Origin of the sequence: Myroides sp. A21 (assembly GCF_000807225.1) — a bacterium.
Lineage (GTDB): Bacteria > Bacteroidota > Bacteroidia > Flavobacteriales > Flavobacteriaceae > Flavobacterium > Flavobacterium odoratimimum.
In genome coordinates, this window is record NZ_CP010327.1 from 4,052,273 (window position 1) to 4,076,123 (window position 23,851).

19 protein-coding genes and 1 other RNA gene are annotated in these 23,851 nt (G+C 33.3%); 9 read left to right on the forward strand and 11 right to left on the reverse strand.

Translation table 11 applies throughout. From position 1 onward, the window contains the following. Positions 1-71: 71 nt before the first annotated feature. Positions 72-1,505 (reverse strand): ATP-dependent RecD-like DNA helicase, encoded by a 1,434-nt coding sequence (locus MYRA21_RS18160; RefSeq protein ID WP_039330229.1) that lies wholly within the window; start codon positions 1,503-1,505, stop codon positions 72-74. Positions 1,506-1,628: 123 nt separating this feature from the next. Between MYRA21_RS18160 and MYRA21_RS18165 the strand changes: the two genes are divergently transcribed. Together MYRA21_RS18165 and MYRA21_RS18170 are read left to right on the forward strand one after the other, a co-directional pair. After that, positions 1,629-2,420 carry a DUF3822 family protein gene (locus MYRA21_RS18165; protein ID WP_006258488.1) on the forward strand — a complete coding sequence of 264 codons (792 nt, stop codon included), beginning with the start codon at positions 1,629-1,631 and terminating at the stop codon, positions 2,418-2,420. Continuing rightward, positions 2,417-2,989, forward strand: coding sequence for an RsmD family RNA methyltransferase (locus tag MYRA21_RS18170; protein WP_039330231.1), 573 nt, complete (start codon positions 2,417-2,419; stop codon positions 2,987-2,989). The genes MYRA21_RS18165 and MYRA21_RS18170 overlap by 4 nt, the downstream gene beginning before the upstream one ends. 76 nt (positions 2,990-3,065) lie before the next feature. Here MYRA21_RS18170 and rnpB read toward each other — a convergent pair. Next, an RNA gene (gene rnpB, locus MYRA21_RS18705) (RNase P RNA component class A) lies at positions 3,066-3,380 on the reverse strand. 275 nt (positions 3,381-3,655) lie between these two features. Here rnpB and murQ point away from each other — a divergent pair. Genes murQ through MYRA21_RS18190 form a run of 4 tightly spaced genes read left to right on the forward strand, consistent with a single transcriptional unit; the run spans position 3,656 to position 5,911 of the window. Then, positions 3,656-4,474 carry an N-acetylmuramic acid 6-phosphate etherase gene (murQ, locus tag MYRA21_RS18175; RefSeq protein WP_006258490.1) on the forward strand — a complete coding sequence of 273 codons (819 nt, stop codon included), beginning with the start codon at positions 3,656-3,658 and terminating at the stop codon, positions 4,472-4,474. Next, on the forward strand, positions 4,474-4,704 hold the full coding sequence (locus MYRA21_RS18180; protein WP_006258491.1) for a DUF6095 family protein: 231 nt from the start codon (positions 4,474-4,476) through the stop codon (positions 4,702-4,704). The genes murQ and MYRA21_RS18180 overlap by 1 nt, the downstream gene beginning before the upstream one ends. A gap of 4 nt (positions 4,705-4,708) precedes the next feature. After that, positions 4,709-5,092, forward strand: coding sequence for a hypothetical protein (locus tag MYRA21_RS18185; RefSeq protein ID WP_006258492.1), 384 nt, complete (start codon positions 4,709-4,711; stop codon positions 5,090-5,092). Between the two features lie 21 nt (positions 5,093-5,113). Beyond that, positions 5,114-5,911, forward strand: coding sequence for a TerC family protein (locus tag MYRA21_RS18190; RefSeq protein WP_006258493.1), 798 nt, complete (start codon positions 5,114-5,116; stop codon positions 5,909-5,911). 59 nt (positions 5,912-5,970) lie between these two features. Here MYRA21_RS18190 and MYRA21_RS18195 read toward each other — a convergent pair whose 3' ends face one another. Beyond that, the gene (locus MYRA21_RS18195; protein ID WP_006258494.1) at positions 5,971-6,651 is read right to left on the reverse strand and encodes an RNA methyltransferase; all 681 of its coding nucleotides are present in this window, start codon (positions 6,649-6,651) and stop codon (positions 5,971-5,973) included. 41 nt (positions 6,652-6,692) lie between these two features. On the opposite strand from MYRA21_RS18195, the gene MYRA21_RS18200 reads away from it, so the two are divergent. Both MYRA21_RS18200 and MYRA21_RS18205 read left to right on the forward strand, forming a co-directional pair. After that, a complete protein-coding gene (locus tag MYRA21_RS18200; protein WP_006258495.1) occupies positions 6,693-7,388 on the forward strand; it encodes a Sir2 family NAD-dependent protein deacetylase in 696 nt (231 codons plus the stop codon). Positions 7,389-7,447: 59 nt separating this feature from the next. Next, positions 7,448-7,870 (forward strand): hypothetical protein, encoded by a 423-nt coding sequence (locus MYRA21_RS18205; protein WP_006258496.1) that lies wholly within the window; start codon positions 7,448-7,450, stop codon positions 7,868-7,870. Between the two features lie 102 nt (positions 7,871-7,972). On the opposite strand, the gene MYRA21_RS18210 is transcribed toward MYRA21_RS18205, so the two are convergent. The 3 genes from MYRA21_RS18210 to ccsA all read right to left on the reverse strand — a co-directional run bounded on the left by MYRA21_RS18210 (position 7,973) and on the right by ccsA (position 14,758). Then, on the reverse strand, positions 7,973-9,283 hold the full coding sequence (locus MYRA21_RS18210; protein WP_039330234.1) for a hypothetical protein: 1,311 nt from the start codon (positions 9,281-9,283) through the stop codon (positions 7,973-7,975). 18 nt (positions 9,284-9,301) lie between these two features. Continuing rightward, positions 9,302-11,035, reverse strand: coding sequence for a hypothetical protein (locus MYRA21_RS18215; RefSeq protein WP_039330237.1), 1,734 nt, complete (start codon positions 11,033-11,035; stop codon positions 9,302-9,304). Between the two features lie 549 nt (positions 11,036-11,584). Next, on the reverse strand, positions 11,585-14,758 hold the full coding sequence (ccsA, locus tag MYRA21_RS18220) for a cytochrome c biogenesis protein CcsA (protein WP_039330239.1): 3,174 nt from the start codon (positions 14,756-14,758) through the stop codon (positions 11,585-11,587). Between the two features lie 209 nt (positions 14,759-14,967). Here ccsA and MYRA21_RS18225 point away from each other — a divergent pair, with 209 nt between their 5' ends. After that, on the forward strand, positions 14,968-16,167 hold the full coding sequence (locus tag MYRA21_RS18225; protein ID WP_039330241.1) for a pyridoxal phosphate-dependent aminotransferase: 1,200 nt from the start codon (positions 14,968-14,970) through the stop codon (positions 16,165-16,167). 630 nt (positions 16,168-16,797) lie between these two features. On the opposite strand, the gene MYRA21_RS18230 is transcribed toward MYRA21_RS18225, so the two are convergent. From MYRA21_RS18230 to MYRA21_RS18250, 5 genes are all read right to left on the reverse strand, one after another. Further along, complete coding sequence (locus tag MYRA21_RS18230) at positions 16,798-18,756, reverse strand: OmpA family protein (protein WP_039330243.1); 1,959 nt, start codon at positions 18,754-18,756, stop codon at positions 16,798-16,800. Between the two features lie 15 nt (positions 18,757-18,771). Next, positions 18,772-19,704: a type IX secretion system membrane protein PorP/SprF gene (locus tag MYRA21_RS18235; RefSeq protein WP_006265791.1), complete on the reverse strand. Its 933-nt coding sequence runs from the start codon at positions 19,702-19,704 to the stop codon at positions 18,772-18,774. Between the two features lie 10 nt (positions 19,705-19,714). Further along, the gene (locus MYRA21_RS18240) at positions 19,715-20,962 is read right to left on the reverse strand and encodes a gliding motility-associated C-terminal domain-containing protein (RefSeq protein ID WP_039330246.1); all 1,248 of its coding nucleotides are present in this window, start codon (positions 20,960-20,962) and stop codon (positions 19,715-19,717) included. A gap of 23 nt (positions 20,963-20,985) precedes the next feature. Next, entirely contained in the window at positions 20,986-21,603 is a 618-nt protein-coding gene (locus MYRA21_RS18245; protein ID WP_039330248.1) for a hypothetical protein, read from the reverse strand. 101 nt (positions 21,604-21,704) lie between these two features. Beyond that, positions 21,705-23,840, reverse strand: coding sequence for a hypothetical protein (locus MYRA21_RS18250; protein ID WP_039330250.1), 2,136 nt, complete (start codon positions 23,838-23,840; stop codon positions 21,705-21,707). Between the last annotated feature and the right edge of the window lie 11 nt (positions 23,841-23,851).

Consider the following 23,851-nt stretch of genomic DNA (forward strand, 5'->3'; position numbering starts at 1 on the left):
ATCTTTTTTAGTATTCAAATATACTATCTTGTTATTAATAATAATTGGGTAATGTTAAACTATTTTATCTATCAGTCTTGAAGAAAATATTCATCTTGAAAACCGATTAGATACAATTTATCTTTAGCACGAGTCATTGCTGTATATAACCATTTTACGTAATCTTCTGTTATTCCATCAGGTAAATAAGGTTGTTCAATAAATACCGTCTCCCACTGACCACCTTGTGACTTATGACACGTAATGGCGTATGCAAACTTAACCTGCAAAGCATTAAAATATTCATTCTCTTTTAATTTCTGCATTTTTCGATATTTGGTTATCTCATCTTCATAATCTAACAACACTTCATTATACAGTTTGTTCATCTGATCATACGTAAGAGCAGGCGACTCACTAGTCAGAGTATCCAAAAATATCATAGTATCAAAAGGAGTCATATCAGGATAATCAATCATTCTAATTCGTACAGAAGCAAATCTAAACCCATACAGCTCTACTGTTCTATAGATCTGAAGTACCTCTATGATATCTCCATTTGCTATAAAGTCAGTTACAGTTGAGTCTTTAAGCCAAAAGTAATTATTCTTCACAACCATCAATAAATCACCTGCTGATATCTCGCTATCCTTATCTAGAATACGAGCTCTGATCTGCTGATTATATGCATTCGCACGTTTATTAGAACGCACAATGAAAGTAGTCTCTTCTGGCCCACTGTTTGAATATGATGAATAAATAGCATCCTGAATATCATAACCATCTATTAGGCGAATAATATCTTTAAATCCTTGTAATTGAAACTGAAAAGTATCTGCAAAATAAGACCCGATTGCCAGACGTAGTTCTGTTGCATTATATAGAATTCCTGAATCAACTTCTTGTCGCATTACTTCATCTAATTCTATATGCTGAATATCCATATCATAATTAAATCGAAGCTGGTCTATATCTAATGCTGGACTAATATTCATGCCTACTGGAGGTAACTGAGCTGTATCCCCTATTAAAATCAACTTACAATTAAAACCAGAATACACATAATAAACTAAGTCGTCCAATAAAGATCCATGTGGATACATAGAGGTATCTCCTGCACTAGCATCTCCAATCATAGAAGCCTCATCTACTATAAATATCGTATTTCGATTTCTATTATGACGCATGGTATATTGAAAAGTACCTCCTGTCTTACTAGGCTTAGGATAATAAATATTCTTATGAATGGTAAAAGCAGATCGATTAGAATAATTACTGATCACCTTAGCTGCGCGTCCTGTAGGAGCAAGCATCACAGAGAACTTATTAACGCTTCTCAATTCATTAACTACTGTAGATAACAATGTAGTTTTACCAGTACCCGCATATCCTTTTAATACAAACAATTCATCTTGTGTATCATTTGTAACAAAATCAGCAATCTTCTGAAGAAAAATGTCTTGCTTTAAAGTTAAATCATAAGGAAATTTCTGACGGAGTAGTTTATAAAACTGTTGACCTATCATAGTTGTATATTCTTTTTTATCTATTGTATGCCAAAGATACTAAGCTTTTTATCCCTTGACTAGAAGATTGCAATAAAAAAGTGTAATTTTGCCTATATTCGAAATTCATATTTTAAACTCACGATGTCAAAGAATTACCATAAACTTTTAATACAAGTTTCTTTAAATAAATTCTCTTTTGCTATTAAAGACAAATTAGCACATGAGATTATTCACTTTGCATCTGAAGCTATTTCTCAAACTAAATCTATAGAGGAACAATTAGACAAAATTTTTCAAAAGCATATAGAATTAACAGAAAGATACGATGAAGTAATTGTACTACATGATAATACACTTAATACATTTATCCCAAGAAAACTATTCAATGAAGATTCTATGGGGTATTATCTACAGTATTCAACAAAAGTGTTTTCTACAGACTTCTTTGCTTTTGATGAATTAGAAAGTAGTGCTATTAATAATGTTTATATTCCTTATGTCAATATCAATAATTATTTAATTGATAAATTTGGAAGCTTTACTTACCACAACATTAATACATTACTAGTAGAGATTTTACTAAAAAAGTCAAGTAAAAATACTGAAAAAGAAGTTTATGCTTTTTTACAAAAAGATCACTTTGAATTAGTAGTAGTCAGTAATGGAGAATTACTTTTTTTTAATTCATTTCAATGCCAGACTGCACAAGACTTTATTTATTACATCTTGTTTACTTATGAACAATTAGAATTAAATACAGAGTCAAACCCACTTTACTTGATTGGAAGAGTAGATACGGACGACTCTTATTATGAACAAGCATATACCTACATTCGAGAAGTCAGTGTAGTAGATAATAATTTTTTTATTAGCGATGATCTTTTATTACATCATCAAGTACCTAAACAATATTACATTTTATTCCATTCATGAGAATTATATCAGGAAAACTAAAAGGAAGACGTATTTCGCCCCCTAAAAACCTACCTGTCCGTCCTACAACGGATATGAGTAAAGAATCTCTATTTAATATTCTAAATAATCACTTTAATTTTAGTGAACTAACCATATTAGACTTGTTCGCAGGTACAGGAAACATCAGTTACGAATTTGCTTCTAGAGGAGCAGAATCTATCGTTAGTGTAGATGGTGATATGGGGTGCATTAACTTTATAAAGAAAACAGCAAAAGAACTAGACCTTAATATTATTCCACTAAAGTCTGACGTATTTAAATTTATAGAGAAGCATCAGGCTTCTTATGATATCGTTTTTGCTGATCCTCCTTATGATTTTACCCAAGAACAATTTGAAAAAATACTAAAGGATATTTTTGAGAAAGGACTTGTTGATGAGCAAGGTATGGTTGTTATAGAACACTCTAAGTTTACTAAAATGGATCATTTAGAACATTTCTCTTTCGAAAAAAACTATGGTGGTTCTGTATTTACCTTCTTTGAATACGAGCTAGAAGATGAGGAAGATGATGATGATGATGAATAAATATCATACTAACATATAAAAAAAGGACTATTATCTTAGATAATAGTCCTTTTTTAGTACCTAATAGATACTAAAAATAAAGAGTAAACCTATAAGCCGGATTCTGTAAGTACCGAAGTACCCCCTTATCATTTATCCCGGCTATCAATTACTCGATAGCTCTATCTGCCTACCCCTAAAGCATCGGGCGGGCACCCTCAAACGCTAAATATACATGACATTTCACCGCATAGAGTTTACCTGGTTTCACTACAGCATTACCTGTACATACTTTCTGTTGCACTTGTCCTCTTGGCAAGCCAAGGATGGGCGTTACCCATTATGCCTCCCTATGGTGTCCAGACTTTCCTCTATTTTCATTACTGAAAGTAGCGATAAGGCAGTTTACTCTCTGCAAAAGTAATTCATTTCTCACAACACAAAAAATTATTTACTAGTATTATTTTACCATTTTAGAACTAATGACATTAAATAACTCCTTATTCTTTAGTAAAGAAATACTTACCTAGCTTAATAAAAGAATAAATATAATTTTAAAGAAAATTTCTCTTCTTAATAATCTGCTTTTTTGGCATAAAATTATATCGTTCCTCTACTACATAAATAAGGGTTAGTAAACTATTTTGCTTACTTTTGTGTTCATACTTTTTTAAAAACTATTCAAAAGTGAGTTTTATAAAAATTACAGAACAATCTTCTAATTATGATAATCTAGACAAGATGTCTATCCAAGAATTATTGTCTAATATCAATCAAGAAGATCTTTCTGTTCCCTTAGCTGTAGAAAAAGCAATTCCTCAAATAGAAAGGACAGTAACACAAGTTGTTTCTAAATTAAACAATGGAGGAAGACTATTCTACATTGGAGCAGGTACTTCAGGACGATTAGGAATCCTAGATGCTTCAGAATGCCCTCCTACTTATGGAGTATCACCTGATTTAGTTATTGGGATCATTGCCGGAGGAGATCACGCCATTAGACATGCTGTAGAAAATGCAGAAGACAATCCTTTACAAGGTTGGTTAGATTTACAACAGTATAATGTCAATTCAAAAGATATTGTCATTGGTATCGCTGCATCTGGTACTACTCCCTATGTTATTAAAGCATTAGAACAATGCCAAAAAAATAAAATCACAACAAGTTGTATAACTTGTAATCCTCAAAGTCCTCTTGCTGAAGTAGCTGATTATCCTATAGAGGTGGTCGTAGGACCTGAGTTTGTAACAGGTAGCTCTCGTATGAAAGCTGGTACTGCGCAGAAACTCGTTCTTAATATGATCTCAACTAGTAGTATGATACAAATTGGTCGAGTAAAAGGCAATAAAATGGTCGATATGAAAATGACTAATGCTAAACTACAAGAAAGAGGAATACAAATGATTATAAATGAATTAAATATAGACTACACTATCGCTAAAGGGCTTTTAGACCAATATCAGAATGTCCGCTTAGCAATAGAAAGTTTTAAATCAACTAAATAATGGAAGAACCACAAACTGATCGAAAACTGTTGAGCAAAGGTGTAAAATACTTAATGATTACTTTACCCCTTATGTTTTTAGGCCCTATCGTTATCCATAGTTCTTTAAAAAATCAAGCTCACCCTTTTTTCTATCCTATACTTATTTTAGGATGTTTAATATGCTTAACTTCTATGCTATTATTTTTTAAAGGATTACAAACTATTATAAAATCACTTTTTGGAAATTAAAAACATGAAAACTAAACTACTTTACTTTTTACCTTTTTTATTTTTATTAGTCTCTTGTTATAATCAAGAAAGAAATTGTGCTAAATTTAAAACAGGTAAATTCGAATTTACTGCCGAAATTAATGGAGAAAAGAAAGTTTCTACTTTCATTAGAACTGAAGAATTAGAAATAGAAACATTCGAAGGTAAAACAGATAGTGCTGCTATACGTTGGGTAAACGATTGCGAGTTTATCTTAGAGAAACTTAATCCTAAAACTATGGCTGATAAAAAGCCTGTTAGCATTAAGATAATTACTACAGACGGAGATCTATGTACTTTCGAATATGGGTATGTAGGAGATGCAAGAAGAGAAAGAGGAACTATTAAAAAAATAGCTGATTTATAATCTAATCCACAACTAAATACTATGGAAGTATTTTTAACTGCAGATGCTATAGTAGCATTTATTACATTGACATTCTTAGAAATTGTATTAGGAATAGACAATGTTATCTTCATCTCAATCGTCACAGGTAAACTACCTGAAGAACAACGCAAAAAAGCAACAAAAATAGGGCTGTTTTTAGCCATGTTTATGCGTATTGCATTATTATTTGGTGTTACATGGCTTATCGCTATGAAAAAACCTTTATTTAGTATCAATTGGAGTTGGTTTAGCGCAGACTTCAATGGACAAGCATTAATCTTATTAGGTGGAGGTATCTTCTTGATTTATAAATCGACCAAAGAGATACATGAAAAAGTAGCTCATGTGCATGATCATCACCCTATAGATGAAGCTCCTAATGCAAAAAAAATAGCTACTAAATCATTTAGCAACATTATCATGCAGATTTTAATGATTGATATTATATTCTCTGTTGATAGTATTCTAACAGCTGTAGGTATGACTAATGGCTTACAAGGAGCTCTATATATTATGATTGCTGCAGTTATTGTTTCTGTTGGAGTGATGATGTTGTTTGCTATACCTGTAGGTAACTTTGTGAATAAGAACCCTTCTATTCAAATTCTTGCACTTTCCTTCTTAATATTGATTGGATTTATGCTTACTACAGAAAGTATGCACATCTCACATGCTGTATTAGCTGGACAAGAAATAGGAGCTGTACCGAAAGGTTATTTATATTTCGCTATTGCATTCTCGTTAGCTGTAGAGTTTATCAATATGAAACTACGCAAAAAGAGCAATCCTAGTACTTAAATAACATCACTTATATAAAACAAAAAACTCCTTCAATTGAAGGAGTTTTTTGTTTTATATTATTGCTTAGATTCTAAATAACGTTCAGTTACAAAATCAATATCTTTAATAGACTTTCTAGCCCAATCAATTCTTTTTGCAAGTATTTCTTCTTCCTTTAACCTCCACTCAACATCTGAGTTCCTTACTCTTGTAGTTAGATTCTGAATAATAATCGCAGCTGACACTGATATATTCAAACTTTCTGTAAAACCAACCATTGGTATTTTAATATAAGCATCTGCCTGTTCTATAATTTCAGGAGACAGTCCATTTTTTTCTGTACCAAAGAATATAGCAGAAGGCTTACTAATATCAAAGTCTTCTAAATGATTTGCTTCTACATGAGGAGTAGTTGCCACAATCTGATAGCCCTTCTTCCTGATATCTTCAATGGCTGTAGGTATAGATGCATAACGGTGAATATCTACCCACTTCTCAGCACCTAAAGCTATTTCTTTATCTATACGCTTTCCAAATTTTTGTTCTATAACATGTAAGTCTTGTACACCAAAAACCTCACAACTACGCATTACAGCACTCGTATTATGCAATTGATATACATCTTCAGCTACAACAGTAAAATGATTTGTACGATCCTTTAAAACTTCTTTAAAACGCTCTACTCTATTTTCAGTCAAGAAAGTCTCTAAGTATTCTAAATAATCAACGTCCTGAAATAGCTTATTTGAAATATTCATTATATATTTATTTTTAAGACAATTGCAAAGGTAAGAATATTATGGAAAAAAAATTAGTCGTCCTTTCAGGCGCAGGAATGAGTGCTGAAAGTGGTATTAAAACATTCCGAGATGCTGATGGATTATGGGAAGGTCATGACGTTATGCAGGTAGCTTCACCTGAAGGGTGGCAACAAAACAAAGAACTAGTCTTGCAATTTTATAATGATCGCAGACGCCAACTATTAAGTTGTCAACCGAATAAAGCTCACAACATTCTAGCTCAATTAGAACAACACTACAATGTAAGTATCATCACTCAGAATGTAGATGATCTTCACGAGCGTGCAGGATCTAATAATATTATTCATTTACATGGAGAACTATTGAAAGTGCGTAGTGAACAGAATGAAAAACTAATATACCCTTGGACAAAAGATCTCTTAGCAAATGACTCTAATGAACTCGGTCATTCACTTAGACCACATATAGTTTGGTTTGGAGAAATGGTTCCTGAACTAGAGAAAGCTATTCCATTAGTAGAAGAAGCAGATATCATCATCATCATAGGAACCTCTATGCAAGTATATCCTGCAGCCTCACTAATATCTTATGCTAGATCAGATGCTCAAGCCTATTATATAGACACGAACCCAGCGTTAGTTCAGCATACACCTTGCTCACTAACCGTTATTAAAAATACTGCTTCAGAAGGGCTAAATTCGATACTAAATGAACTAATAAAAAAGACACAATAATTTGTTAGAATTAAAAAAGGTACTACTTTAGAGTTCTAAACAATTAACTAATCAATTTTATGAAAAAACTTTTTTTATTCCTTATTACCTCAATCTCTTTGAGCGTTGTAAGCTGTTCTAGTGATGACAATAGTAAGAATGACCCAAAACCTACAGGATACCCTGAGCAAATAAACAATGTTGATTTCTCAAATAAACAACCTGGGGATACAGCTATTTTAAAAGGAAAAGGTTTTGATGAAAGTAAAGCTGGAGAATACACAATCAATTTTACTAAAAAATTACCAAGTAAAAAAACAAATGCTGAAAAAGGAACTCGTGCATTACAACCTGGAGCATCAGACACACCAACTCCTGCATATATTTTCAAAGTAACACCAACAGAAGTACACTTTGAAATCCCTAAAGATGCAGGTAATGGAAGAGTAGACTTCATCTATAAAAACTACATAACACCGATAGGTACTTACCAAGTTAAATAACATAAAAAAGGTCTCAAAAAATATTTTTGAGACCTTTTTTATTTAAAAGAGAAAGCCTTTAGACAATGTCTAGAGGCTTTTTACTACTCTTTGTTATAAGTTTTACTTTGTAAACTGAACAACTACCTTGTATGAACCAGCAGTAATTGGTGTATATAACCCTCCACTACCTAAAGAAAAATCTAGTAACCCTCTATCATACTTAATATCTGTAATACCTACAGTTATCAATTTTCCTTCTAAACTATACAATTTGATATCAAAAATGTTAAGTGCTTTAATACCTACTTCATCAGGAAATTCTACACCAACAACCTCAGCGTCTAGAGAGTTAACAGTTGCTGTGCTTGAAAACACATTAACTACTTTACCTTCATACTTAATATTTGTTTGTGTAATGGCACTACTAATATTATAACTAACAGCTTCTTTAAGTTCTTTTATAAAGTTTTCATTCTTTAATATTTCACGAAGCGTTTCTGTTATATTAATAATCTTTTTTTCTCTCTTACCTGTCGTATTATTGATTACATAAGAATATAAAACATCTTCAGTAACAGCATTTCCATCTTCATCATGATCACCATAAAATACATTACCTCCTTCTGTCAAAAACTTATTTACTGTTTCTTCAAAAATTTGTTGTACCTCTTGATTATTAGTAATGGTTTTCTTAACATCTCCAGTTATATCAAGATAAAAAGGAATTTGCTTTCCATCTTTATCTCTCTCTTCTCCTAAATACTCATAAAAAATCTGACCTTTCTTCAACTTTGTCTGGTCATAATTTAAAGATTTAACTAATTCTGGTTTTTGCCCATCAGCAATAACTTCTCCTCTATTAATTAAAGATTTTGTTTCTGCCTTTTGGATTACATTCGTTAAGTCAACAACCTCAGAACTAACAACGTTATCTTTATCATCTTTAACTAATGTATAAAATTGCTCTTTATCAAAATCATACAACACGACAGAAGTTCCTTTCAAAGATTCTCGAGGTTTAGTTTGATTAATAAGTTGATTAATGACCGCCCAAATTTCTTCTAGAGATTGATTACTATTGTTATCTCCAATTAGCTTTAAAATTTCACTTCGTGTTGTTAATCTATCCCAAGATGTACCAGACCACACATAAAACCCTTCAGATTTTCCAGCAAGATCTTTATCTTGTAAATTAGGATTAATATTAAATACAACTAATCCTTTAATCTTTAAGTCTCCTTTTTTTCCAATAACAGGATCTAATTCATTCAAATCTTTTAAATGAACTCTTGGAAAAAGCACCCCTCTATCCTTAGCGTGTATGTCTAAGACAGTGCTCTCAGAAGGACTTAGTGTACCAACCCCTACTTGGGCATGTCCTATATAGGACATACCAAATAGAGCAGCACATGCTATTAAATACTTTCTCATAGTGCTTAACTTTTTTTATTATTGTTTTGTTGCCCCAAGATATTCAAAAACAACCTCATATTTATCATTAGGTAATGGATAATAACTGTTTCCAACACCAAAAGCAAATCTAAATTGATTATCACCAGGTGAAGTTACATCTGTAACTGTAGTGAATAATACTTGTCCATTTTTATCTAATACTGATGCTTTAAGTAATCTACCAAATTTATCAGCTTTATTCTCAACCCAAGAACCTTTCTTAGTTGCGTCATCTACTACAAATTTCATTGGTTTAGTAACTACATAAGTATTAGCAGCTAATTCAGAATCATAACCATCCGCATGGTTAACAAGTATCTCTGCAGTACCTTTATATACAGTATATCCATTGATAACTTCCCCAGTAGGTACATTAGTTTCTGTAGTCACTACAACTTTTGTTTTCTCATTGATTAATTCTGTTACTTTATCATTAGTTTTAATCGTTTCGATTATGTTTTCACTAATATCAATTGGTTTTTTTGTAAATGTTCCATCACCATTATCAATTAAATGATATAACACGAATTTACCATCACCTGTAGTGATTTCACCATAGTAAACATTACCTCCTTGAGTCAAATATCTATTTAACTCGTCTTTGATATCTTGATGATTAAATGAATTTTTAACCTCTTCTGTAATATTTAAATAATAATTTACAGGCTGCTGATTAGCATCTAATTCTTCAGATTTGTATTTAAATAGTATTTGACCTTCTTTAAGAGTTCCTAATGTAGCATCTGTATAAGTTCCCTCTTTTCCAGAAGCGTCAACAATCGTTTTCTGAATATTAGTTTTTGTTTCAAAAGTATTGAAATTCACTTCAGTTTTACCATTAGTTTTGTTAATATAGTATAACTTAACTTCATTATTAACTACTTCAGCAAAAACATTCCCTTCAGATTTAGTAATAAATTTATTAATAAACTTACGATTATCATTAAATACTTGTTCTAAGTTAGAACTTACAGTACCTACTACGTCGATTTTAAATCCTGAAGTAAAAGGAATCCCCTTAACTGGGTCATTAATATCTTTAATATCATTTCCAGCAATTAACCAGGCGTTAACTGCATCTTCATTGAAATAGTAATAAGCTTTTACTACTTCAACTTCAGTTTTACCAGTTTCATCATTTGGATCTTTTATTTTATGCATCTCTGCTTTCATAAAAGTTTTAGTCTCAGATAAGGCGATTAACTCAGCAAATGTAATTGCTTTTTGAGTATACCCTCCGCTACCATCAGGAACTAAATAAGAAAACTCTCCTTTACCATTTGCTCCTCCAGTAGGATTAAAAGCAACTAAATAACTTAGGTTAGCACCATCTACTATATTAGTTATCTTTTTTATTTCTGTATCAACATAATTCTTAAGTTCATCTATTTTTTGATTTAATACAGATTCAGAAGTAATAAGTTCCCATTTACTTTCTGCAGGAGTCGTAGTATTATTAGTCCAATAATAGAATCCTTTTGCAGCAGTACCTTTATCATTAAAGACCAACATACTTTCAGTTTTAGAATCCCCTTCTAAACCAAATACTTTAACATCATTTAAAGCAACTCTAGGAATCAAGACCCCTTTCTTACTCGCAGCAATATCTAATATTGCACTTTTATTAGGTACTAATGCAGTACCAACCCCCATACCAATAGGATCAGGAGTCTGTGCATACATACCAGCTCCTAGAGCTAACAAAAACAGAGTAGTAATTTTCTTTTTCATGTTTAAAAAAATTTATTTAAAATATTTTACTAATTAATCTGAAGTGATCACATTTTCCCCAAATCGTTAATCAAATCATAACATCCTATATAGACAATAAGCTTTAACCTAAAATCTTAAACAGTTTGTACTACAAAGTTATAAAAAAAACGACTTAACAAACATAAAATGTTAAAATTTAATTATTACCCATACAATTTAACCTTATTTAAAAAATATACTATAACAAGAGCAGTTTTTGTACATATATTTAAATTTTACTCAAAAAAGATGTATATAAAACACAAAACAAAATTAAAGATTTCAAAGATTTCACCTTTAAAAACTATATTAAACAGAAAATTATATTTTTTAAGAAAATTAAAACACTAATTTTTCTAAAATAAAGAAACTAATCATAATATAGTTAATTATACCTATATAATATGTAATACATATCGTAGTTTCTCCTTCTATATCACAATTCTATTCTTGAATCAGATATAAAAACAAAAAAAGCCCAGCTTCTAAAAGAAGCTGGGCTTTAGATTATATTCTACTTAGAGAATACTATTTCTTCAAGTACTTTTTATATTTAATATAAGAGAAGACACTTAATACTATCACAAATCCTAATGACCACCATACAGCAGTAGGTGTGATCACTTTATCTCCTGATGCATAAGAGTGTAATCCACTTAAGTAGAAGTTAACACCGAAGTAAGTCATCATAATCGAGTAATACGCTACTACACTGAATACATTATATAACCATGTACCTCGCATAGCAGGCACTAATCTGGCATGGATCACAAAAGCATAAATCATAATACTAATTAATGCCCATGTCTCTTTAGGATCCCATCCCCAGTAGCGTCCCCAGCTCTCATTAGCCCATTGACCTCCTAAGAAGTTACCAATAGTTAATAGAACTAGACCTACCGTTAATGTCATCTCATTAATATAAGTCAACTCCTTAATATTAAGATCCATTTTCTTCTTATTCTTATCATTGGTAAGAATCATTAAGAATAGAGTCACTATTCCTAATATCATACCTAATGTGAATGGACCATAACTACCTACGATAACTGCTACGTGGATAATCAGCCAATATGAATTCAATACTGGTTGTAAATTACCAATCGCAGGATCCATAAAGTTTAGATGTGCTCCCCATAATACTATAGCGGCCACGAATGCTGTTGAAGCAATTGTTAACTCAGACTTACGCCCAAAAATCAACCCAAATAATGTAGTTGCCCATGCCACGTAGATAACTGACTCATACGCATCACTCCATGGAGCGTGCCCTGATACATACCATCTCACAGCTAATCCTAATGTATGGATACCGAATAATAAGACTGTAGCCCAGCTACCAATTTTTATCATCGTCTTATTAATACGTCTTGGTTTTAATATCTCTGATATAATGAAGATGAATAAGAACACAGCAGCTAACATATAGTAACTATATAGTGTCTTAAATATATCGTACTTATTATATTGGATTTCGAAATGAATCTTTTTCTCAGAAGGTATTACAGTTTTACCATAAGCATTCTGATACGTTTTAATACTCTGTAAGAACTCATCTGCCTTCGCATAGTCCCCTGATTGTTTTGCCTCAAATAAAGCTGGAACATACATTCTAGGCAATATGCTCTTCGTGAATGTAGAATCCATTCCTTTAAGACCAGCCTCGTTTAATTCTAATGGAGATACCCATTTATCATTATCGTGACCAGGTATAGGGAATATCGTAAGGCTACGTGTAGTGAATGCTGCATTCAATAAAGCCATCTTAGAATCTAAGTCTAAATAGTCTTTCTCAAACTGATTTTTAACAGCAGAGTGATTAGCATCTTCTACTACTTTTGCTAATCTATAATTACCATCTTCATCAAAGAAATCAATAAACGCAGCATACTTTGCGTTTTTAGGTAACTTTAATGCCTCTAATATCTTATCATTCCCTCTAGGTAGTTTTATCAATTCTGCATAATACCAGTAGTTAGGTGCTCCTTGTAATTGTTGAGCTACTGTGAACTGAGTCATCGATAGAAACACCTGATCAGGATTTAATCCTTTATAGTTTTCTCCTTTATATACTTTACGCAATAATTCTGAAGCAAAAGTATTCACTGGTTTCATACGACCACCAAAGTCCTGAATAACCAATTCTCCGAATCTTGCTGCATGTTCTTTATCTACAGCAGTACTCTTAATCAGCGAGTCTATCACTACCTGATTAGGACGTGTAGGTGTCTCATGATTATGTTGTGCGAATGCTCCTACTGATAAGAACAAGAACAACATCGTAAGTATAGAAGCTTTCTTCTCTCTAACTTTATCTAATTTTCGTTTCAAATCACCAAATCTTGTATTCTTATTGAATAAGATTACTATTAATCCTACATATAGTAAGAAGTACCCTATATAAGTAATCCACGTTCCCCAGAAGTCATGGTTCACAGATAGGATAGTTCCTTTCTCATCTCTATCGAACTCTGCCTGGAAGAATCGGTATCCTTTATAATCTAGAATATTGTTCATATAGATACGTGCATCGAAGTTCTCTGCTCCGTCTAATACAGTCACCTGACTTTCGAATGAAGCATAGCTACTCTCTGTACCAGGATATTTCTCAGCGATGAATTTATTTAACTTGATTTGGAACGGTGTAGTATACACTTTACTACCATACATCATCGTAAACTCTAAGTCACCTAGTTTAAATGACTGAGGTTCTCCCATTCTTCCTGCTTTACCCATTAGCGTTACTTCCTCCTCTTTTCCTTGAGAACGAACAGTAAGAACTAAAGCATCCGTATTTCTTTTATTCTTAAAGTCACCATCAGACTCTAGAACCATCTTTCCTTTAATAGGCATTTCTGGAATAACGAACTGTGTTCCTGCCATATTATATAATGATCTAAAGTTCAGAGGAGCTTTTGTACCAGCTACTACATCACCTGTCGCCTGTGTTGCCATCACCATATACGTTCCTCCAAAAGGTGTATCTAAAAAGAACTCATCCCCTTCTTTTGTGATATTGATTGCTCCATCAGTAGGCTTATTCAATGAGAATAATACATTGTGGATACTCACAACTTTTCCTTCTTCTAAGAAATGTTCATGACGATCTCCATCACCAGACTCTACTAATTTTAAGAACATTTTTCCATTAGGATCTTCTGCTATTGCCTCAGTAGCTCCCATGATAAAATCTTTATACTCTATCTCGTAATCGATACCATTAAAGTCTTCTCTTACTTTAAAGTGATTATTCGTCACAGGAGAGAATAATATTGGTCTCTCATACGTACGTCTACGTTGTTCCCCTTCATACTCACCATCTGTCATAACAGTAAGGAAAGTTTTATCAGAAAAAATACTATCTGCCGTCTCCCCTTCTCTAATAGGCATCATTCCCTCGAAACTAATATAACGAGTAATGAAAGCTCCTAATAAAATCAAAATAAAAGCCGCATGCAGTAGTAATGTCGCCCACTTCTCCTTGCTCAGTAGTCTGTATTTCTTAATATTTCCTATAAAGTTAATCAAGAAAACAAACATAATAAACTCGAACCATTTAGTATTATATATTAAAATACGGGCAGTAGTTGTGTTATAACGATCTTCGATGAAGGTTCCTAGAGCTAATGCTACAGCATAAACTATAAAAAGAACCGCCATTAACCGTGTCGAAGAAAAAAAAGATATTATTTTTTTATCCATGAGTTGTTAATATGTTGTTTTAATAGTGCAACAAAAATAACCAAAAAGCCCAGTAATTCAGTATATTTAACTTAATATTTAGTAATCAATTTGTTGCAAATTTTTGCATAAAATAAGTTACATTTGCGATAGTAATATTCTAGAGGATTATTGATTTCTAATCCAATATTGATTTAGAGAGTTACTATGTTTATTTAAATTTCAAAACTATGCCAAAGATTTCAAACAAAGGGCTTCAAATGCCTGAATCACCTATCAGAAAATTAGTCCCTTTTGCAGAGGTAGCAAAGCAAAAAGGACACCATGTATACCACTTAAATATAGGACAACCTGATATTAAAACACCTGAAGGAGCTCTTAAAGCTGTAAAAGAAGCTAACTTCGAAGTATTAGAATATAGCCACTCTGCAGGAATCGAAAGTTATAGAATAAAGTTAGCTAAACACTATCAAGACCAAAATCTTAATGTAGATGTAGCAGATATTATCGTTACTACTGGTGGATCTGAAGCATTATTATTCGCTTTGGGAAGTACAATGGACCAAGGTGATGAAATCATCATCCCTGAGCCATTCTATGCTAACTATAATGGATTCTCTACTTCTAATGGAGTAAACATCGTACCTGTAATGTCTTCTATCAATGACGGATTTGCATTACCTGCTATCTCTGAATTCGAAAAACTAATCACTCCTAAGACGAAAGCGATCTTAATCTGTAATCCTGGTAATCCTACTGGTTATTTATATTCAGAACAAGAGATGAAACAGTTAACAGATCTAGTGGTTAAACACGACCTATTCTTAATCGCCGATGAAGTATATAGAGAATTCGCTTATGATGGATATAAACATATCTCTGTGATGAGCATTCCAGAATTAGCGAATCACGCGATCATGATTGACTCTGTATCTAAGCGTTACAGCATGTGTGGTGCTCGTATAGGATGTATCGTTTCTAAAAACAAAGAGCTTATGGCTGCAGCAATGAAGTTTGCTCAGGCGCGTCTATCTCCTCCTACTTTTGAACAAATCGCTGCTGAGGCTGCTCTAGATACTCCTAAATCTTACTTCGATGAAGTAATCACGGAGTACAAAGAGAGAAGAGATGTATTCATCACTGCGCTTCAACAGATAGAAGGTGTACAAGTGACTATGCCACATGGTTCTTTCTACTGTGTAGCTAAGTTCCCTATTAAGAATGCTGATAACTTCGCTAAATGGTTATTAGAAGAGTATGACCTAAATGGAGAGACTGTAATGATCGCTCCTGCTGCAGGATTCTACTCTACACCAGGTGTAGGATTAAACGAAGCTCGTATGGCTTATGTTCTTAAAAAAGAAGACTTAATCCGCTCAGCTGAGATCTTAAAACAAGCTCTTAAAATATACCAAACAATAGAAAAGTAATCAATCTATTATCTATATGAAAACCACCTCTAAACAGGTGGTTTTTTTGTTGAAATAGTATATGAGATAATCATCACCCTATCTTCGAATCCTATTTCATTCTGTTGTGAATAATTCTTATCTCTTTTTTTCATTTTATGAGTTAATGACGTATTTACCTACTGTAAAATACGTTTTATAACCTATTTTATTGATATTTATCCTTCATATCATCCATTTACACTTCTTTTTGAAAAAAAGTATAGTGTTTTTTTCCTATAAAAAAAGCCTTAAATAAACATAAACACTTTATTACAAACACATTAACCCAAAAATACTTCAAAAAACAGAAAATACACGAATACCTCTCCAGCTTAGCCTATATATATTTTTGTCTTAATTCCTTCAACACTTCTTCAACAATACTCCAAGATTGCTCTAGTTCAAGCCCATTTTCTTGAAGAAGTCTTGAAGAGATCTTGTAGCGGTATTGAAGGGAGAGTACTGAAGAATGGAATTACAAAACAACCTCACTCTAATAGGGCTATAGAATCATTCCTTTCTGTCCGTTCTATGACATTTGACTAAAAAAGTAAAAAGCCAGTCTGTCATCACAAACTGGCTTTTTTAAAATTACTAACCGAAACAGTGTTATTCTATATTCAGAATAATAAACTCACTTCTTCTATTTTCTTGATGCTCTTTAATAGTACATGGTACTTTATTAGCACATTTATTAACTAACTGTGATTCTCCATACCCTTTACCCTTGATACGATCTTCTTCTATTCCTTGTTTTACCATCCAAGCTATCGTTGATTTAGCTCTTCGGTCAGACAACTTCATATTATAAGCATCATTACCTCTACTATCTGTATGCGAACGCACATCTATCTTCAGTTTAGGATACATATTAAGCACTTCTACTACCTTCGCTAGCTCTACTGCTGCATCAGGACGAATAGTCGCTTTATCAAAGTCAAAATAGATAGGATCTAACTTCAATTTCTTAAATAAATCATCGTCTTTCTCTATTTTTTCAACTATAGGATCTAGTCCTATATCTACCGTCTTAGATACATTAAACTCTCTTCCTAATACCGTAGATACCTCTGCTGTCAAAAATTTATCTGCACTAGCCTTTAATCTAAACTTATAATTACAGTCTAAAGCTTCTGTGATATAATACCCCTGTGCATCTGTAGTGATCGTAGCTAGTTCTTTATACGCATTATCATATAATACTACTGTGGCATTCGCTATAGGTTCTTTTGTACTCGTATTGAACACCTTTCCTTCTATCTGCTGCTTACAGTCTACTACTTGAAAGAAATAAATATCATCACTTCCTACTCCTCCCTCACGATTAGAACTGATAAATCCTTTTCTGTTTTTATCATTGATATAGAATGCAAAGTCATCTGAAGGACTGTTAATAGGAGCTCCTACGCTCACTACCTTACCGAAGGTATTATCCACATTTAGCTTAGCCATATATACGTCTAACCCTCCTAGACCTGGACGTCCATCTGATGAGAAATATAGATAGTTATCCTTAGAGATAAAAGGGAATGTCTCACGCCCTTCTGTATTAATTCTAGCCCCTAAGTTCTCAGGTGTACCATAGCTTCCGTCTTCTTCTATAAAGACTCTATAGATATCAGACTCTCCTAGAGTACCACTTCTATCAGAAGCAAAGTATAACCATCTCTCGTCTGGGGATAAAGCAGGATGAGCAGTATTAAAATTATCTGAGTTAAATGGTAACTCTACAGCTTCTGTCCATACACCATCTTCGTCTAGAGTAGATTTATATAACTTCAGTAAGATGTAATAGTCTTCATTGTGAACTTTCTTTTTCTTCTTAAAGTTATTACTCGTGAAGTACATCGTCTTACCATCTTTAGTAAAGATAGCTGATGCTACATTGACCTTTGCATTTCCAAACTTATCCAAAGGTTCAGGCTCGCTAAAACTACCGTCTTTACTAATCACCGTACTGTATAGAGTAGTGAATGCTTCATTAGTCCACTTATGTACTCTACCTCCATGTTCTGTTTCTCTAGCAGAAGCAAAGACTAATTGGTCTCCTAGGATACTCGATCCATAGTCAGAATACACACTATTAATAGGCAATACTTTCAGATCATAACGCTGTATCATCGCGTTAATCTCCTTTAAGTAAGTATCCTTCTTTTCTTCGAATAATATACCTCTACTGTCGCTCTTCTCTAATTCAGCAAAGCGACTTACATACTCATCTGCCTTTTTATAATCCTCTATAGAACGCAGCGTCTGCGCATATCTATAGTAGTACTCTGATGGTAGTTTATGTCCTTCTTGTTCTGCAAAAATAAATAACTCTTCGTACCACTTATGAGCAGTCTTTAGCTCTCCTTTAAAGTAATAAGCATCTGCTAACTTAGTAAGTGTATTAACACTTTTGTACCCTTTATTTATAATTTTCTCATAGATTTCGATTGCATTGACATACTCATAGTAGTCAAAGCTCTTATCCGCTTTTTTCTCCTTACTAGTCTGAGCTACTGCCCCTACCGTTATTAAGAAAAAAGAGGCTATTGAGAAAAACTTAATAACCTTCTTTTTCATACTTTATAGTTTTCGTTAAAAGAATCTTGGTGTATTCATACGAGTGCGATTATTAAACAAATCGAATCTTAGGAATATCTCATGAGATCCAGAGTTATAATTCGCTAACTTAGTCGTATCAGCATCATAAGAATATCCTACGAATAAGTTATCATTCACTTGGAATCCTGCTAATGCACTAACTGATGCATCCCAACGATATGCTGCTCCTACAGTAAACTTGTCTATAATTAAGAAGTTAGCTGTCAGATCCATCTGTAATGGTGCCCCTGAAACTGCCTTCGCTAAGAAAGCTGGTTTAAACTTCAAACTAGGGTTTAGTTCAAACACATATCCTCCCATTAAGTAGAAGTGCGCTTTCTGACGCATCGTCGTCACCTCGTTATCATCGTAGCGATCTGTAGTCAAAAAGTTAGGTACAGACAATCCTAAATATGACTTCTCAGAATATAGATACAGACCTGCCCCTATATTAGGTGAGAATTGATTATCTATATTCGTCATCGCTACAGGGTCTTTTCCACTATAGATATTAAGACGAGTATAATCTACATTCAGTAAGTTAGCCGTAGCTTTTAAACCAAATGCTAATTTATAGTCTTGATTAACATCGATAGCATACGATAGGTCTACAGAGATATTATTCTCATCCATCGCTCCTATACGATCATTCATATAGTTCACCCCTAATCCTAATCCTGAATCTCCTAGAGGTGTACTCACCGACAGATTAGCTGTCTTAGGCGCTCCATCTAAACCAACCCACTGTGTACGGTAGTTACCGAAAATACTTAGGTTACCTCTAGTACCTGCATAAGCAGGGTTAATATTAGAGGTATTATACATATACTGTGTGTACTGTGGGTCTTGTTGTGCTTGCATTTGTTGTGCTCCTAACAAGGTTAACATACACACACTTATATTTCTTATTGTTCTATTAATTGTCATTCGTAAAATCTTAGTTGTTGTCTAAATGTAGATACCCTGATTTTCTAATTGTATGTGCTTCGCTAGCATTTCTGTATTCATAGCTAATCACATAATAATAAGTTCCTGTAGGTAGTTTCTCTCCAGAGTTAACTGTAACACGTCCATCAGAATACCCTCTGAATACGTTATTATTACTGTCATAATTAGAAGTCTCATAAACCTTCACTCCCCAACGGTTATAGATCTCAACTTTATTATTAGGGAAACGATTAATATTATCAATTAAGAAGAAATCATTCTCTCCATCTCCATTAGGCGTTACTAGATTATAGATCACTACGTCTCCATCTAATATCAAATCTGTATTCACAGTACCTAATGTAAAGAATCCGTATCCACGTACAGATGTAGGTGTAGTCACTGTCTTATTATCGACATCTACGATACCTCCCTCATCTACCCAAAGCTGATCCTTAGCATCCCAACGAAGAATGCGTAAGTTCTTCTCTGGAGTCTTTAATAACTCTGCTGGAGTAGTATCTGCATGCCAACCTAATGTCAAGATAACATCGCTCTTCGCATTAGAGTTACGGTCTACTAGCCAATACTCTCTTTCGTTTACTAACTCTACTATACCAGACTTATGCTTATGAGAAGTAAAGAAGTTCTTATCATCTAAATTATACCTCCCTACGAAAATGTCTTTTTCTTCTTTAGGCGCTGTAATCGTAGCGTTTCGATAATACTTCTTATCTCCAATAGGGAACACAAACTCGTTGTTTCCTTCCTTGTCTACAGTTCCTTGGATATAGCTATTATCACTTGCATTAACTGCCGTTGCGTCTTTTAAGAATGTAAATGACCCGTCTTTCTCATCTACATTGACAATACCGTCTTGGAAGTCTACTTTACCCTGTACTACCACATCATTAATAACATTAAATGCAATATTATCCGCTGTGTTATTTAGTACTACATTGTTAAACTTACTGATACTGTTACCTGATACAGTCTGTTGTTTATCACTTTTAAAAATAGTAGTTCCTTGTGCTAGTTTCCCTTTATAATCAAAGAAAGCACCGTTGTTTATAATATCATTATAGACATATAGCGTACCGTTATTTTTAAAGTCCGCCTCATCTGTATTCTCTAAGGCATAATGTGTAGACATTATCCCTTCTGGGCTTACATATAGCCCTCCCTTGTTTACTGTCTGTGCCATAGTAGCTATAGAGCACAAGCCAGAAACTACTAAGAGTGTTCTTTTCTTAACCATAGTGAATCACTTTTACTAGTTAGTTATTTTACCACGAATACGATATTCATGATAGAAGTAGGAGTACCATTACCAATAATCTTGTAAGTCATTACTCCATTATCATCTATAACGATATCTGAAAACACAGCAGAATCAAAGTCTGTAACATAGTAGTATAAATCACTAGCTGCTGGAAAATGAGGAATAACAGCAGGTGCGCTAGTACTCTTTACTGCATTTCCGCTCTGCATAGTGAACTGCTTTTTATACTCTTCGTATAGTTCTTTTGTACCATCTCCAAGAACACTCGTATCAAAAGTGATCGTAGGCATATAGAAGAACTTCACAGCTTTATTGTCTGTTGTTACCATCTGTTGCCATTTCGAACCATCGTTATAATAAAACCCCGGCACAACATCCGCTACAGTAGCTGTATTATACACCGTCATCCCGCTTACGTGAGCACTTAGAGGATTTGCTTTCGTAGTTTCAGTTAACGCAACACGAGGTAAAAGAAGACCTTTATTCTCTGCTTCTAATTCTAAGATAGCATTCGTGTTTACATCTGGGTTAGATTTACCAACAACACCGATCTTAGTCTGAGCAAAACCAGCTGTTGCAAGAAATGATATGGCTATACTTAAATATATTTTTTTCATAATGTGAGTTTGATTTAATAAAAGGGAGAGGCCGTTATTGTGAGTTGGCTTTAGCCTCTCCCTTTCTGAAAAGAATTAATTGTTGTTTGTTGTTTTTTAAATTATGGTTGAGTTGTAGGCTTTACCTCTTTACCTAGGTACTCTACTACAACTTCGTAAGTATCTTTTGGTAAAGCTGTATAGATATTTCCTACACCGATATTAAAGTCGATCTTAGTACCTGATACCACAACATCTTTTGTTGATTCTGTAACTACTACACCTGCTTTTAGTACTTTGATAGATAACACACCATTGATAGCGTTATCACCTGTAGCATTCTCTAATGTTACTCCTTCAGTTCTAGCAGATTCTCCATTTGCTTTAGTACTTCCTTTAGCTAATAATACTTGACGTCCATTATAGATATTCCCTGTGAATACGATATCTCCTTCGTTTGTGATATTATCTCCTAAAGCTTGTTTAATTACCTCTTTATAATCGTTGATAATCTTTAATAAAAATGAAGCTGGTAATTCAATAGGAGTCTTCACTTCTTTACCATTTACAATTTTCATTGTATAGAATACATTATCTGTAGCTGCATCATTATCATGATCACCGAAGTACACGTTACCACCTTGGTTTAAGATATTAGTCAATGCATTCTTCACTTCTTCATTGTTGTTAATAGAAGAGATAATATCTGCCGTCATATTGATGAATTGCTCCCCTTTATCTTCATTATTATACTTATAGAAGATTTCTCCTTTCTTAACATTATCTTGTACTGGTGCTACTACAGCTTCATAGATAGATAATGTCTTATCTGCTGTAGCTTCTGCTCTAAGGATATTAGTCTTAGTTTCTACTGAAGCAACAAGATCTGTTAGGTTGATAGTTTTGTACTCATTTGCAGTATTGTCCCAGTACTGTAGTACCCAATTTGGTTTTGTTGAATCAGTACTGATATTCTTATAGATAACATTACCTTCTGAGAACTGAGTGATGTACTGCAAGTACTCTTCTACAGATGTAAAGTTCATATCTTTTCCTCCTACTTGGATAGTGATATTTCCTTTAGTCGTTAAGATCTCTTCGATATTATTAATCACTCCACCTACTACATCTACAGGAATAGCTCCAGCTGGAACTGCAGTCCATTTAGTCACATCTAATTCTCCTCCTCCTACAATATATGCTTCTGATAAATAGTATTGTTTATTTTTATAAGTAACAATAGTAGTTTTAGACTCCGTTTCTGCTACTAAATCACGTAAAACAATAGTCTCATATTTTCCTGTAGCTTTATCATAGTATTGGAATACCCAGTTAGGGTTAGTAGTATCTCCTAAATTTTTATAGATTACATTACCATCAGCAGACTGAGAGATATACTGTAAATACTCTTCTACAGTTGTGAAAGTTTTATCTCCATCTTTTGTAGTTACAGTGATTGTAGTAGGTGCTTCTAAGATTTCTTTGAAGTTGTTTACTACAGTTCCTTTAACGTCAATCTTGATAGCTCCTTTTGTATTTCCATCTAACTTATCAAGTATATCTTTAATCTTAGCTGGATCGGTTTCTTTATCAATAGCTTCTACAATCGTTTTTTCGTTGAAATATACATAGCCAGTTGTTTTACCATTTGCGTCTTTGATGTCTTTAAAGAAAGTATTAGTTTCTACTCCTTGTACCATCTTAGTAATGTCAATCTGCTTAGTCGTATACTTTCCATTATCATAAGTCACATAGAACATTTCTTTAGTCTCAGGATTATAAACAATCGTAGTATGCTTTTCAGTAACTACTGGATTTCCTTTATCATCCTTATTATCAGGGTTAGACGGTAATATGTAGTTCACTACTGCTTGAAGATTCTTAACGTCACTTTCTAATTTAGTAGTGATATTCGTAATATTATCACCTAAATTCTTAATTACAGTATCTAACTCTTCTTTCCCTACTATTCTATTCCATTTAGCACCATCCCAGTAGTAAAAACCTGTAGGTACTTGATTCTTTACTTCTGTTTTATTAAATACTAATAAGCTAGTACTCTCAGCAACCTTACCAGCCATTTGGAATTCTGTTGTATTTTTTAATGCAACACGAGGAATCAAAATACCTTTATTTCCTGCCTTAGCTACGATGTCTAATTCTGCAGAAGTAGCAGGGTCCGGCGTACCGATCCCTACTTGTGCGTTTGCGAAATATGTTGTTCCTAATAATACCGCTAATAATGTGATTTTTTTCATATCTTTTTATA

Excerpts from the sequence above, each read along its gene's own strand:
- MYRA21_RS18235 (WP_006265791.1), bottom strand. The coding sequence starts at position 19,704 with ATGACAATTAATAGAACAATAAGAAATATAAGTGTGTGTATGTTAACC.
- MYRA21_RS18230 (WP_039330243.1), bottom strand. The coding sequence starts at position 18,756 with ATGAAAAAGAAGGTTATTAAGTTTTTCTCAATAGCCTCTTTTTTCTTA.
- MYRA21_RS18225 (WP_039330241.1), top strand. The coding sequence starts at position 14,968 with ATGCCAAAGATTTCAAACAAAGGGCTTCAAATGCCTGAATCACCTATC.
- MYRA21_RS18240 (WP_039330246.1), bottom strand. The coding sequence starts at position 20,962 with ATGGTTAAGAAAAGAACACTCTTAGTAGTTTCTGGCTTGTGCTCTATA.
- MYRA21_RS18195 (WP_006258494.1), bottom strand. The coding sequence starts at position 6,651 with ATGAATATTTCAAATAAGCTATTTCAGGACGTTGATTATTTAGAATAC.
- MYRA21_RS18160 (WP_039330229.1), bottom strand. The coding sequence starts at position 1,505 with ATGATAGGTCAACAGTTTTATAAACTACTCCGTCAGAAATTTCCTTAT.
- MYRA21_RS18165 (WP_006258488.1), top strand. The coding sequence starts at position 1,629 with ATGTCAAAGAATTACCATAAACTTTTAATACAAGTTTCTTTAAATAAA.
- MYRA21_RS18205 (WP_006258496.1), top strand. The coding sequence starts at position 7,448 with ATGAAAAAACTTTTTTTATTCCTTATTACCTCAATCTCTTTGAGCGTT.
- MYRA21_RS18210 (WP_039330234.1), bottom strand. The coding sequence starts at position 9,283 with ATGAGAAAGTATTTAATAGCATGTGCTGCTCTATTTGGTATGTCCTAT.
- MYRA21_RS18245 (WP_039330248.1), bottom strand. The coding sequence starts at position 21,603 with ATGAAAAAAATATATTTAAGTATAGCCATATCATTTCTTGCAACAGCT.
- MYRA21_RS18180 (WP_006258491.1), top strand. The coding sequence starts at position 4,474 with ATGGAAGAACCACAAACTGATCGAAAACTGTTGAGCAAAGGTGTAAAA.
- MYRA21_RS18185 (WP_006258492.1), top strand. The coding sequence starts at position 4,709 with ATGAAAACTAAACTACTTTACTTTTTACCTTTTTTATTTTTATTAGTC.
- MYRA21_RS18250 (WP_039330250.1), bottom strand. The coding sequence starts at position 23,840 with ATGAAAAAAATCACATTATTAGCGGTATTATTAGGAACAACATATTTC.
- MYRA21_RS18200 (WP_006258495.1), top strand. The coding sequence starts at position 6,693 with ATGGAAAAAAAATTAGTCGTCCTTTCAGGCGCAGGAATGAGTGCTGAA.
- ccsA (WP_039330239.1), bottom strand. The coding sequence starts at position 14,758 with ATGGATAAAAAAATAATATCTTTTTTTTCTTCGACACGGTTAATGGCG.
- MYRA21_RS18190 (WP_006258493.1), top strand. The coding sequence starts at position 5,114 with ATGGAAGTATTTTTAACTGCAGATGCTATAGTAGCATTTATTACATTG.
- MYRA21_RS18215 (WP_039330237.1), bottom strand. The coding sequence starts at position 11,035 with ATGAAAAAGAAAATTACTACTCTGTTTTTGTTAGCTCTAGGAGCTGGT.
- MYRA21_RS18170 (WP_039330231.1), top strand. The coding sequence starts at position 2,417 with ATGAGAATTATATCAGGAAAACTAAAAGGAAGACGTATTTCGCCCCCT.